Here is an 11,468-nt window from a genome sequence, read left to right as displayed (position 1 = left end):
TCCGGGCCCGAGCGTCGAGCCCTGAGGCCGGAAGGCTCCGGCAGCACCGTCGAGGACGGTCGTGCGGATGAATTTCCTACTTTAGGAAGCTAGCCTGGATTTGTGGCCGGGGAGCCGCCCCAGGCCTCGCGCCGGAGGGAGCCGGTTGCCATGTACGTTCCTTCTTCCATCGCCACCAGCCTCGACCTGGCCGTCATACTCAACGCGCCCCCCGCGACAGAAGCAGACGCCCGCGAGACACCACGCGACTGGCTGGCCGGCATCTTCGTCGGCGGCAAGCTCTACCCGCTCGATCCCGACGTCACCACCGAGACCCTCGCAGTCCTCGCGGATGGCACCGCAGCTGCGGAGTTCTCCCCCGAGGGGACACCCTGCCACGGCCGACACCGTGCGGAGGTCGAGCGGCTTGCCGCGCACTGGTGCGTCACCGAGGGCCAGGAATGGTCGGACGGCGACGACCTTCGAGGGGTGATCCGAGACTGGCGATCGGTCACCATCTTCGACGCCGAAGGGCGCGGCACGACCACACTCCTCCCGAGCGTGGACGACGCCAAGGCCGCCTTCCGCGCCGCCGCGGCACGACTCGCCTCCTGATCATGGACGGCGCCAAGGCGGCCCTCGGCCGAGAGGCCGGGACTGCTCACACGGACACCACGGCAGATGAGACCGGGCGCAGCGGTGCGGCCCGTCCGGCATCCGGGTTCGGCACCACCTCGCCGGACGACGCCGGGCCGCCCGCCGCAGTCGGCGCGCCGCTGCCGCGGGAGGCCACCTACACCGATCCCGCCTTCCTGCCGGAGGACGAACGGATGCAGCCCGCCGAACTCCGGGTCGTCCGGGAGTACCTCGGCCTGACCGGGGATTGGCTGGCCGCCCACCTCCAGGTCAGCGGCAGGACCGTCCGGGCCTGGGAGGCAGGCCGGCACCCGATCCCGGACGCCGTGCGGCTGGAGGTCGAGGCACTGGAACAGCACACGGCCGAGTTCGTCGGCGCCGCCGCCGCACGGCTGGCCGGGATCGACGACCCGGGCGTGTGGACATACCGGTCCGACGACGAATACCACGCCGCCCATCCCGAGTCCTTCTTCCCGGCCGCCTGGCACCGCGCCGTCGTTGCGCGCATCGCCTACGAGGTTCCCGGGCTGCGGATCGCCTACCCCGCTCCAGAACAGGGGTGACGACCGAGCCGAGGTCCACGCAAGCCCGCCGATCCACCACAACCCGTCGAAGCACGCGGGGCACCCATGAGCACCACGCCCTTCCCGCTCCCCCTGCCCACCGGCATCCACCCGCACGACCTCCCGGAGATCCGAGCCGAACTCGCCGCCTGGCTGGTCGCCGACGGCCCTGACGGCGGACCCGCGGTCTGGGCCGAGGGCTTCGACGCGCAGACGGCGGCCCAGGAACGCCAGGCCGCCGCGGACTGGGCCCACTCGCTGCGCCTGGCCGACCTCTACTTCGCCACCACGGACATGACCCGCCTCAGCGTGGCCGCGGGCGCGGCGCTGCCCCGCTACCGGCTCCACCACGAAGACCTGCCCTCCCACCACGGACTCGTGGTCTGGGAGGAGCCCGTCGCCGACGCCTACGAGGGAGCCGGGAACGTCGGAGCCCCGATCACCGCAGCAACCTGGGCGCAGGCCGGCCACGGCGTTCACGTCCGGATCTGGGTCACCCGGGAGAACTGGCTGCGCTACACGGCCATCGGCGACCCCCGCATCGGTCTGCGCGACCTCAGCAGGAAGGAGATCAGCCAGCTGAGGCGACGCCTGCCCCAGCCGCTCGTCTGCTTCATGTCCTCCTACCTGCCGTTCGGGCAGGTCCCGGGCTGGCTGCGCGACCGACCCCCGGCCGACAGCGGCCTGAGCCTGCTCGAATTCGAGGCCCGCGAGAGGTCTCACGACCAGCTCCAGGAGACCGAACGCGCGCTGGTCGTCACCTGGCTCCTCCTGGGGCAGACCATCACCGACACCAAGGTGCTCCGGGCGGGCAAGACCTTCGCCAAGCGGGTCGCCCGCCTGGCCCCCGATCTGCCCACCGCGGTGCGGTACGTGGACCTGCGTCATCACCGCCACGTCTTCCGCGAACGCCACGACGGGGAACCGTCCATCCACTACCAGCACCAGTGGGTGGTCCACGGGCACTGGCGCAACCACTACTTCCCCTCGCGCCACGACCACAGGCCGATCTGGATCGACGATTACCTCAAGGGCCCCGACGGCGCCCCGATTCTGGACCCGGACAAGCTGGTCCACGTCCTGCGCCACTGAGCGGCTCCGCGTTCGCCGTCGCTCCCGTGGCAAGAATCCCGGCGTGATCACCGCTTAAACATCGCAGGCCCGCGAGCCGACCCGACTGGCACTGTCCGAGCGGGCCTCCCCTGTGCCGGCTGATATCTCCGAGGATCACCTGAACCGCGTACACGGGCGTGCCCGAGTGCCGACCGGCTGCCGTCTTCGTCCGCTGCAACGGTCCTGCCGGACCGGACCGGACCGCGCCCTGCCGTGATCGTGGAGGCGGCACCTCGCCGTAAGCGGTGGGCCGCAGGTTCAGCGGGCAGCACCCGGCGGTAACGGGATCGCGCGCCGGACGAGGGCCGCCGTGTCCTCGGCACTCAGCCGGATCCCGTCGTGCCCGATGGCCAGGCAGTAGCAGATGAGCCAGTGCATGAACGCGGTCCGACGCAGCGCCGCGGGAGCCTCGTGCCACAGCCGGGCGACGGCCTCGGTGCCCTTCTCCCAGTGGGCGAGCCGCATCGACAGGACCAGGGCGACGTCGGGCTGGGCGGTCCTGGCGTTGTGGCGCAGCCGGTCGGCGGCTTCGTGGGGTGACAGCCCGTAGGCGGGCCGGGCGGCCAAGGGGGCGAACAGCAGTTGGACACCGCCCCACGTGGCCTCGGGGCCTCGCAGTTCCAGCTCCGCGACCAGCCAGAGTCCAGCGGCCGGGCTGGCGGTGGCCACCGTGTCCTCGACGGCGGCCGAGACGAGGTCCTGGAGAGAGAGGTCGGAGCTGCTCATCCTGGGACCGTACCCGGCTGTGTTCGCATGTTCGCGCGCGGCTGGCCGGGGCGGGATCGCCCCGGCCAGCCGGGGGTCAGGCCAGGTAGGTGGCGACCAGGTCGGCGAACTCCTCCGGAGCGACGATCCGCACGCCGAGCTCCTCGGCCTTGGCCCGCTTGGAGCCGGCCTTCTCGCCTGCCACCACCAGGGTGGTGCGCTTGGAGACGGAGGAGGAGGCCTTGCCGCCCGCCCGCTCGATCAGCTCGTTCATCTCGGTGCGGGAGAGCTCGGCGAGAGCGCCGGTCATGCTGCCGGTGACGACGACCGCCTCGCCGGCGAGCGGGCCGGCGTCGCCGTCGGTCTCGGCGTCCGCACCGGCGCCGACAGCGGCTGGGGGTGTCTCGGCGGTGCCCAAACCCAGCTCGGCGAGGCGGTCCAGCAGCGGGGCGAGCTCGGCGAGTTCGGCGACGAGGACGCGGGCCTTCTCCGTGCCGATGCCGTCCACCGCGGCCAGGGTCTCGGCGTCGGCGGCGCGGATCGCCGTCATGGAACCGAAGTGGGCGGCGATCCGGCGGGACATGGTGCGCCCGGTGCCCCGGATGCCGAGCGCGCAGAACACCCGGTTGAGCGGCTGTGTGCGGGCAACCTCGATCGCGGCGAGCAAGTTGTCGGTGCTGGTCTCTCCCATGCGCTCCAGGCCCAGGAGCTGCTCCCGGGTGAGGGTGAACAGGTCGCCGATGTCGGCCACTAGCCCGGCCTCGACCAGCTGCACGGCCCGGGTGCCGCCCAGGCCCTCGATGTCGAGCTGGTCGCGCCCGGCCGCGTAGACCACCGAGGCGACGGCCTGGCAGCCGCGGCCGCGCACGCAGCGCCAGCGCTGTTGCGCTCGGTCGATGGCGTCCCCGCAGCGCGGGCAGACCTCGGGGAAGGCGATCGGCTTCTCGGCCCCGGTGCGCTCCTCGACCAGCGGCGCCTCCACGCGCGGGATCACGTCGCCGGCCCTGAGTACGTAGACCGCGTCACCGATCATCAGGTCGCGGCGCTCGATGTCGGCCGGGTTGTGGAGGGTCGCATACGTCACGGTCACGCCGTCGATCACGACCGGCTCCAGCACCGCCCGCGGCGCGATGATGCCGGTGCGCCCGACATTCCACTCCACGTCCAGCAGCCGACTCACCTTGTGCTCGGCGGCGAGCTTTCGGGCGACCGCCCAGCGCGGCGCGCGCGAGCCGGACCCCGCCTCCCGCTGGTCAGCCGCGGAGTCGGCCTTGACGACGACGCCGTCGATGCCGAACGGCAGCTCGGAGCGCAGCGCGGCGATCTCGTCGATCCGCTGCTGCGCCTCCCCCAGCGTCGAGCAGCGCTTCGGCGCGGCGGCGGTGGTGGCGGCGGTGTTGGCCCCCAGGGCCGCCAGGCGCTCCAGCAGGGCGCTGTGGGTGAGGTCGTCGTCGAGGCCGACCGCGCCGTAGCCGAAGAACGTCAGCTCGATGCGGTAGGGGCGGTCCTTGGCGCGCAGGGTGCCGGCGGCGCCGTTGCGGGGGTTGGCGAACGGGGCGGCGCCGTGGGCGGTGCGCACCTCGTTGGCGTTCTCGAACTGCTCGCGGGTGAGCAGGACCTCGCCGCGCAGTTCTACGTCGATCGGCTCGGTGAGTACGGCGGGCAGGCCCAGGACGGCGTCGGCGGCGTGGCTGATGTCCTCCCCGGCCTGGCCGTCGCCCCGGGTGATCAGCTGCTGCAGGCGCCCGGCGCGGTAGCGGGCGGCGACCGCCAGGCCGTCCAGCTTGGGCTCCACGCACCAGGCGTTCACCTCTCGGTCCAGCCGGCGCTCCAGCCCGGCCGCCCAGGACTCCAGTTCCTCGACCGAGAACACGTTGTCTAGTGACAGCATCGGCACGCTGTGCGGCACGTCGCCCTGGACCGCGCCGCCGGCGACCTTCCCGGTGGGCGAGTCGGGCAGCACCTCGTCCGGGTGTGCCTCCTCCCAGGCCGCGATCGACCGCACCAGCGCGTCGTACTCGTCGTCCCCGAGCGGCGTGGCCCCGTCGGTGTAGTAGGCGGCGGCGGCCTGAACGGCGGCGGCGACCGCGTCGGCGTAGGCGGAGGAGGACGGGAGTGGAGCGGATGCATCGATCATGGCGACATCATCGCGCCCACCACCGACAATATGCCCGACCCGGAGAGGTGGAGGTCTGCATGAGGCCTCCGCTGTTTCGGGCGCCCCGCTATCGAGGTGCGGTGAAGACTGCGGAGCGTCCAGGAACCCGGTTGAGTACGAATACTCATCCCACGAGGCGCGCGGATCGGGCATGATCCTTACCGTGCAGCGCCTGCAAGGGGGGACAGCAGAGCGGTCGGGCGCCGTACCGGGCCAGCAGCGTGGTCACCGCCAGAGGGTGACACTCCTGTGCCCACGAAGTATTGCATTCCGCTACCAACCCAGGGGGCATTTTCCATGGTCCGATCCGCTGTGCGAATTCCGCTCGTGGTGGTCGCGGCTGCGATGGTCGCAGCCGCTGTCACGGGGTGTTCCTCCGGCACGCTGACGGTCTCCGGCGAACTGCCGGCCACCACCGCGGCCCCCGCCACCTCCACGGGCGCCACCCCGACGGCCCCGCCGACCGTCCAGCTGCCCACTGCCACGGCGTTCAGCACGCCCAGCAGCACGCCGACCGGCCCGCCGCTCCCCACCGGAGTGGACCTGCGCACGTCCCTTCCGACCGCGGCGATGCTGCCCGCGGGGTGGACGATCAAGGGCACCGGCAATCCTGTCGACACCGGCACCACCATCAACGAGTACCGGGCCGACCCGCCGCAGATCACGGAACCGTGCACCCAGATGCGCATCTCCGGGACCGTCTTCTCGCAGGGCTACAGGGTGTCGGGCGCGACGAGCGAGGTCTACGACGGGGACCACATGGTCCAGGTCTACCTGGCCGCCTACCGCCCCGGCGACGCGGCCAAGCTGCTCGGCGACCTGCGGGCGTATGCGGAGCGCTGCAAGACCTTCACCGCGAAGAACACGGACGGCGCGCCGGTCCCGATGACCGTGACGGCTCAGCCCGTACCAGGGCTCGGCAACGAGGCCGTCGACCTGAAGCAGGTCCCCACGGGCCCGTACAGGACCTCGGAGATCGTGATGACCCGGATCGGCGATCGGGTGCTCTTCCTCAGCGGCGACAACATTCTGGGCCGGCTGCCGAACTTCATGCAGCTGGCGGTGCCGCTGGTGAAGAGCATCACGTAGGGGGTCCCGTCTCCCGACCCGGTCGGGCACCGGGTGGGGATGGGGAACGAACAGGGCAGAAATAGCGATGGCCCAGCCGCACCAACAGCTGGGCCATCACGTGCGACTTGAAGTCACACCGTAGGTGCTGAGCTCAGCCTCGTGCTACCTCAGGCGAGGCTGCTCTCACAAGGATTGAGGGTAGCAGTAAGTTCTCAACGCCTATGGCGTGTTGGCCGGGACTGGCCGCTGATCAGTGGCGCCGGCCAGGGCACGGGGCGGGTCCGGTTGCGGAGGACGGTCCGGGGCGCTTCACATGGTGGTCGGCTCGGGCTGTGCCGACAGATTGACGACGCGGGTTCCGGCCGGGGCCTTGGTGACGACGGCTCGCTGTTCGGCGTCGCCGGCGGTCAGGACCACCAGCCCGGTCAGATCGTCCCGGCCAGCGCGGTGGGCGGCGGGCCGCAGGACGGCGTAAGGGCGGTCGGCGGCGTACACCGGCAGGCCGCCGGCCCACCGGGGTTCCATGATCTCCTCGTGGCCCAGGCGGGCGGGCCGCCCGCTGTCAGCCTGGACCCACCGGGCGGCTGCGGCCTCCAGCCGGAATCGCCGTCCCATCGGCATGCCGGCCCGCCAGTCCTGCCCTGCCCTGGGCTCGGCCCACCCCTCTCGCCGCTCCTTACGACGCCGCTGCTCCTCGTTGGCCTGCTTGGCCTGGTGCTGGCGGTCGGCCTCGGCGTGGGCCTGAGCCCGCTCGACGTAGCGTGGTGCGGTCCACAGGATCCGCTGGTCGTCCTCCACGGCGGGCAGCCCATGCGGGACGATCCGGTCGCTGAGCACCCAGGCGACGACGTCGTCCAGGGTCGCGCTGACACTCTCCCAGCGGCCGTGTCCGTGCGGGCATCGGCACTTCTTGCGGCACGGTGAGACGGTGAAGCGAGCGACGCCGCCGTGCACGCTCCAGTTCTCGGCGCTGGCCGGTCCCCGGGCCGAGACCACGACCGTGGGTGCCGCGCCCACCCATCCCCGGGAGGACAGCGCCACCCAGCACACGGCGACACCGGCCACGGCGTAGCGGTCGGTGCGCTCGCGGAGTTCGTCGCGGGTGATCGGGGAGAGCTGCGCCTCCCAGGCCATGCGGCGGGCGCCGTCGGTGGAGGAGGCCATGACGTCGGCGCGCCAGGACCCGTCCGGTGCGCGGACCTCCAGCTCGGCGTACCAGCCGGTGGCCCGGACCGCGTGCGCCAGCTGCAGTTTGGTGAGGTGGTGCTCCATGCTCTCCTGCGCCAGCGCGCAGGTCGGGGAGCCGCGGTCGTGGGAGAAGAACCGCATCCCCGTGGGCGAGACCTTGGCGTGCAGCCCGTGGCCGCACTCCGGGCACCCGAGCGGGACCCGTGGCCGTGCCCGGTGGACCGCTGTCCACGCCCAGCCGCAGCCCAGGTCGTCCCGGGTCGCGTCCAGGCGGCCCCGCTGCGCGTGCACGGCGGTGAACGTCACCGTTCCCCCTCTCCCCGGCCGTCATCCTCCCCGGCCCCTCCCCTGCCGAACCGCGGACCGGGGCCGCCGGAGCGCGCGGGGGTTCGGCGGGTGCCTGCCTTCAATGTGCGGCCGCCGATCCCCCACCGCACTGCGGGCTACGCCGCAGCGGTTCGAACCGCGGGTGCCCGAGGCGGCCACGGGCGGCTCAGCAGGAGCCCTGTGTGCGCCTCGTGGCGGGGTCACAGCGGCAGGAGCCAGCCGGGCCCGTCCTCGCTGCCGAGCCATACTCGCTGTCCGTCGCCGGTGACCGTGATGCCGAACTTCTCCTGGTGGGGCGCGCCAGCCGCCTGCCACGCCTGGATCGCGTCCTCGACCTGGTCCCACAGGCGCAGCGGGCCGCGTTGGGTGGCGGTGAAGCCGCCGTTGCCGTCGGGGCGGGTGCGGGCGTGGGAGCCGGTGGCGTGGTCGATGAGGATCTGCTGGTCGCCGGCGTTGATGCGTTCGGCGGAGGGGGCGGCGAGCTGGGCGACCCAGGTGCCGGTCCAGGTGGTGATGGCGGTGGGGTCGATATGGGTGGGGCGTTCGTCGCCGGGCAGGAGGGTGGGGTTCTGGCGCGGGGGCCGGTCGTGGGGGCGGGCGATCATGAAGCTGGTGTGGCCGGGCAGGAAGCGGCCGGTCGCTTCGCCGGGTTCGGTGACGGTGAGCAGGGCGAGGCCGTAGCCGAATTGCCAGCCGGAGAAGGTGACGAGGATCTTCCCGCCGGGTCTGACCTGGTGGAGCCAGGCGTAGGGCAGGGTGCGTACGGCGCAGGTTGCGATCAGCCGGTCGTACGGGGCCCGGTCCCGGTGGCCGGCGAGGCCGTCGCCGGTGATCAGGTGCGGGGCGTGGCCGGTGGTCTTGAGGGAGGCGGCGGCGCGGGCGGCGACGGTGGGGTCGACCTCGATGCTGGTGATGTTGCCGTCGCCGAGGCGGTGGGCGCCGAGCGCGGTCGAGTAGCCGGTGCCGGTGCCGATCTCCAGGACGTGGTGGCCGTCGTGGACGTCGAGCTGCTGCCACATCCGTAGGACCAGGGAGGGCAGGGTGGACGAGGAGGAGGGGGAGCCGGCGGCCGGGCCGTCGATGGGGTGGATACGGCCGTCGAGCTGGGTGATGAGGGTCTGGTTGGTGTAGACGGCCCGGAGCCAGCCGTCGTCGCCTTCGTGGACCGGTTCGTAGGAGGTCGGGAAGGAGCCGGGGACCTCGCGGAAGTAGGCGTCGACGAACGCCTCGCGCGGGACGGCCGCTGCGGCGGCACGCCAGAGCGGGTCCGTGAGGCCTTCTTCGGCGGTGAGATGGCGGACGAGGTCTGCGCGCAGGTCCGCGGCGGTGGAGGTCATGCGGCGTGGCCTTTCTCAAGCTGGTCGGCGATCGCCCTGGCGATGGCCTCGGTGGTCCCGGAGGGGAAGAACGCCCACTGCCCGGCGGCGTTGGCTTCGAGGAAGTACCAGCGGCCGGTGGTGTCGACGGCGAAGTCGAACGCTCCGTAGACCAGCCGGAAGTGGGCCAGGTAGCGGGCCACCGAGCAGCGCACGGTGGTTGGCACAGCGATCGGCGTGCAGGTCATCAGGTCCTGGCGGCGGCGCCAGTCCAGGTCGGGGCTGTCGATCCGGACCGCGAACAGCTCCTGGCCCACGGCGGTCAGGCGCACGTCGAAGCCCTTGGCCACCTTCGCCTGGAACAGGTGCGGGCACGCCGCGACGGCGTCGCCGATTTCGCGCGGGTCGACCTCGGCGACCCATGCCTGCAGCGGCCGGCCGTCCTCGTCGACGTAGGGGGAGTTCCACAGCGGCTTGTAGACGGCCCCGCCGGGCTGCTGGGCGCAGAAGGCGCGGGCCTGGTCGGGGTCGGTGGTGACGATGGTGTCGGGGACGGCGAAGCCGGCGGTGAGCGCGGCGTCGAGCTGGGCGGGCTTGTGCTCGGCTGCCCGGATCCGCCAGGGGTGGTTGACGTAGTGGGCGCCGGGCAGCGCGGCGAGGATCCCGCCGGCGCCCCACTGGGCCTGGGCGCGGGCGAAGTCGGCGTCCTGCCCGGCCATGCCGGGCGGCGCGGCCCACGGCGAGGGGCGCCGGTACCAGACCGATCGGACCCGGTCGAGGTCCAGGGTGCGGGTGGCGGTGGTCATGGAGCCGCGCCGTCCGTCCGCACCGTAGCGGGCGGTCAGCGCGGCACCCTGGTGGAGCTCGGCGCCGGGGTCCGCGCGCACGACCGGCACCCCGCGGCCGGCCAGGATCCGCAGCACGATGTCGGCCGTCGGATCGTAGGAGCAGGTCAGCACCAGCACGGCTGGCTGCCGCTCCCCCACGGTCAGCTCTGGTCCTGGTCGTTCGAGGTGAGGGTGTCCACGTCGGTCGGCGTGGTCTGCCCGCCGCTCTGCCCATCCCCGCCACCTCCGCCGGTGCTCGTCGGGCCGGTCTGGTCGGTGCTGGTTCCGTGCTTCCCCAGCTCGACGGTGCGGCCCTGCTCGTCGTGGAAGACGGCGACCTGGGTGTCCGGATCGATGACCGGGGTGAGCACTGGCGCGGGCGGGGTGTCGGCGTAGCGGCGCATCCGGGTGGTGCCCCACGGAGCAGCTGCGGTGTTCGGCATCCTGATCTCTCCTTCACCCTGGCACGTGACGTTGACGAGGCGAACGGTGACCAATCGGCGACCAGCAGTCATCATCGGGCACGGGGCAGAAGTTGGGGAGCGGTTCGGCGAACTTCGCCGTCCATTGCACAGGCCCCACCCCGGCGGCCGGGGCATCTCGCGCCGCGTCAGCACTCGCGCGGCCGGGGGCTCGGCGACCGGTTCGGGAACCTCCTCGTCGGGGGTGGCGAGGGGTTGTGCGTCCTGGGCGAGGCGCTCGACCCGCCGGGGCGGGAGAACATGACTGTGCTGCTCGACGGAGCGAGCGGTGCGGTGCACCCGGCGTGTCCCGACGCGAACGGGCTGCTGCGGCGTGACCTGCTGGCCAGCAGCCCGGCCGCCTGATCGTGCTGGGGCGGCCGGACCGCTCGGGGGTTCGGCCGGCCGCTCCTCCACGGTGCGGGCACTGGGGCCGGGCTGCAGCCCGGGCTACGCCAAGGGTGCTGCGCAGGAGCGGCCCGGCGCACGGGCGGCGGCTCGCACGGAACCGGGCGGGGTTCAGCGGCCGAGGTCGGCGGCGGTGGCCGCGCCGCCGCGCCGGACGGCCGCCGTCATCGCCAGGTGCGCGCCTTCGGCCTCGGCCGCGGTGGGGGCGGGCACCGGGGACCCCTCCACGGTGTACCACTCGTCGGCGCCGTCGTACTGGACGGTGAGCAGCGCTTGGCGGCCGTCCCAGTCGGTGCGCAGCGTGAGGTCGCCGGTGATGACGCCGACCTCGGTGGTCATCACGCCGCCCGGGCCGGCCGGGATGCCCTCGGTCAGCAGCGGCCCGTCGGCGGGGTGGGGGGTGGTCATGATCCCGCCGGGCAGGTGTCGAGCATCGGGCTCAGGGCCGACTTCTCCGGTTCGGTGACGGTCAGCCGGTAGTGGCTCTTCACGTTGATCCAGGCCTTCGCGTAGTGGCACCAGGCGGTCTGGGACGGCGGCTTCCACTGGTCGGGCGTTTGGTCTCCTTTTGCCCTGTTGGAGGCGGCGGAGACCGCGAGGAGTTGGGGTCGGGTCAGGTCGTTGGTTATCTCTGGTTGTCAATCTGATCTCGCAGGTCAGCAGGGAATAAGCTGTTCTGTCACGTGAGGCAAGGGGCCAGGGGCGCCGCAATGCCG

11 protein-coding genes are annotated in these 11,468 nt (G+C 72.6%); 4 read left to right on the top strand and 7 right to left on the bottom strand.

The features are described 5' to 3' along the window. Positions 1–150: 150 nt before the first annotated feature. The 3 genes from ABT093_RS36085 (at position 151) to ABT093_RS36075 (ending at position 2,270) form a co-directional block, all read left to right on the top strand. The gene (locus ABT093_RS36085) at positions 151–594 is read left to right on the top strand and encodes a hypothetical protein (RefSeq protein ID WP_350571521.1); all 444 of its coding nucleotides are present in this window, start codon (positions 151–153) and stop codon (positions 592–594) included. A 2-nt stretch (positions 595–596) separates the two neighbouring features. Beyond that, entirely contained in the window at positions 597–1,178 is a 582-nt protein-coding gene (locus tag ABT093_RS36080; protein WP_350571520.1) for a helix-turn-helix domain-containing protein, read from the top strand. A 66-nt stretch (positions 1,179–1,244) separates the two neighbouring features. Continuing rightward, entirely contained in the window at positions 1,245–2,270 is a 1,026-nt protein-coding gene (locus ABT093_RS36075; RefSeq protein WP_350571518.1) for a hypothetical protein, read from the top strand. A 279-nt stretch (positions 2,271–2,549) separates the two neighbouring features. Here the strand turns inward: ABT093_RS36075 and ABT093_RS36070 are convergent, their stop codons facing one another. Together ABT093_RS36070 and ligA are read right to left on the bottom strand one after the other, a co-directional pair. After that, positions 2,550–3,017: a hypothetical protein gene (locus ABT093_RS36070; protein WP_350571517.1), complete on the bottom strand. Its 468-nt coding sequence runs from the start codon at positions 3,015–3,017 to the stop codon at positions 2,550–2,552. Positions 3,018–3,093: 76 nt separating this feature from the next. Next, entirely contained in the window at positions 3,094–5,133 is a 2,040-nt protein-coding gene (gene ligA, locus ABT093_RS36065) for an NAD-dependent DNA ligase LigA (RefSeq protein WP_350571516.1), read from the bottom strand. A gap of 366 nt (positions 5,134–5,499) precedes the next feature. On the opposite strand from ligA, the gene ABT093_RS36060 reads away from it, so the two are divergent. After that, positions 5,500–6,243, top strand: a complete 744-nt coding sequence (locus ABT093_RS36060; RefSeq protein ID WP_350571515.1) for a hypothetical protein — start codon at positions 5,500–5,502, stop codon at positions 6,241–6,243. 291 nt (positions 6,244–6,534) lie between these two features. Here the strand turns inward: ABT093_RS36060 and ABT093_RS36055 are convergent, their stop codons facing one another. The 5 genes from ABT093_RS36055 to ABT093_RS36035 all read right to left on the bottom strand — a co-directional run bounded on the left by ABT093_RS36055 (position 6,535) and on the right by ABT093_RS36035 (position 11,160). Then, entirely contained in the window at positions 6,535–7,719 is a 1,185-nt protein-coding gene (locus ABT093_RS36055; RefSeq protein ID WP_350571513.1) for a competence protein CoiA, read from the bottom strand. Between the two features lie 221 nt (positions 7,720–7,940). Next, positions 7,941–9,077 (bottom strand): ATP-grasp peptide maturase system methyltransferase, encoded by a 1,137-nt coding sequence (gene tgmC / locus ABT093_RS36050; protein ID WP_350571511.1) that lies wholly within the window; start codon positions 9,075–9,077, stop codon positions 7,941–7,943. Then, on the bottom strand, positions 9,074–10,042 hold the full coding sequence (gene tgmB, locus ABT093_RS36045; RefSeq protein ID WP_350571510.1) for an ATP-grasp ribosomal peptide maturase: 969 nt from the start codon (positions 10,040–10,042) through the stop codon (positions 9,074–9,076). The genes tgmC and tgmB overlap by 4 nt, the downstream gene beginning before the upstream one ends. 2 nt (positions 10,043–10,044) lie before the next feature. After that, complete coding sequence (gene tgmA / locus ABT093_RS36040) at positions 10,045–10,326, bottom strand: putative ATP-grasp-modified RiPP (RefSeq protein ID WP_350571508.1); 282 nt, start codon at positions 10,324–10,326, stop codon at positions 10,045–10,047. Positions 10,327–10,863: 537 nt separating this feature from the next. Further along, positions 10,864–11,160 (bottom strand): hypothetical protein, encoded by a 297-nt coding sequence (locus ABT093_RS36035; RefSeq protein WP_350571507.1) that lies wholly within the window; start codon positions 11,158–11,160, stop codon positions 10,864–10,866. Between the last annotated feature and the right edge of the window lie 308 nt (positions 11,161–11,468).

It is taken from the genome of Kitasatospora sp. NPDC002551, from assembly GCF_040296005.1.
GTDB lineage: Bacteria > Actinomycetota > Actinomycetes > Streptomycetales > Streptomycetaceae > Kitasatospora.
This window is presented reverse-complemented; position numbering and strand designations above follow the sequence as displayed.

Excerpts from the sequence above, each read along its gene's own strand:
- ABT093_RS36085 (WP_350571521.1), top strand. The coding sequence starts at position 151 with ATGTACGTTCCTTCTTCCATCGCCACCAGCCTCGACCTGGCCGTCATA.
- ABT093_RS36080 (WP_350571520.1), top strand. The coding sequence starts at position 597 with ATGGACGGCGCCAAGGCGGCCCTCGGCCGAGAGGCCGGGACTGCTCAC.
- ABT093_RS36075 (WP_350571518.1), top strand. The coding sequence starts at position 1,245 with ATGAGCACCACGCCCTTCCCGCTCCCCCTGCCCACCGGCATCCACCCG.
- ABT093_RS36070 (WP_350571517.1), bottom strand. The coding sequence starts at position 3,017 with ATGAGCAGCTCCGACCTCTCTCTCCAGGACCTCGTCTCGGCCGCCGTC.
- ligA (WP_350571516.1), bottom strand. The coding sequence starts at position 5,133 with ATGATCGATGCATCCGCTCCACTCCCGTCCTCCTCCGCCTACGCCGAC.
- ABT093_RS36060 (WP_350571515.1), top strand. The coding sequence starts at position 5,500 with ATGGTCGCAGCCGCTGTCACGGGGTGTTCCTCCGGCACGCTGACGGTC.
- tgmC (WP_350571511.1), bottom strand. The coding sequence starts at position 9,077 with ATGACCTCCACCGCCGCGGACCTGCGCGCAGACCTCGTCCGCCATCTC.
- tgmA (WP_350571508.1), bottom strand. The coding sequence starts at position 10,326 with ATGCCGAACACCGCAGCTGCTCCGTGGGGCACCACCCGGATGCGCCGC.
- ABT093_RS36035 (WP_350571507.1), bottom strand. The coding sequence starts at position 11,160 with ATGACCACCCCCCACCCCGCCGACGGGCCGCTGCTGACCGAGGGCATC.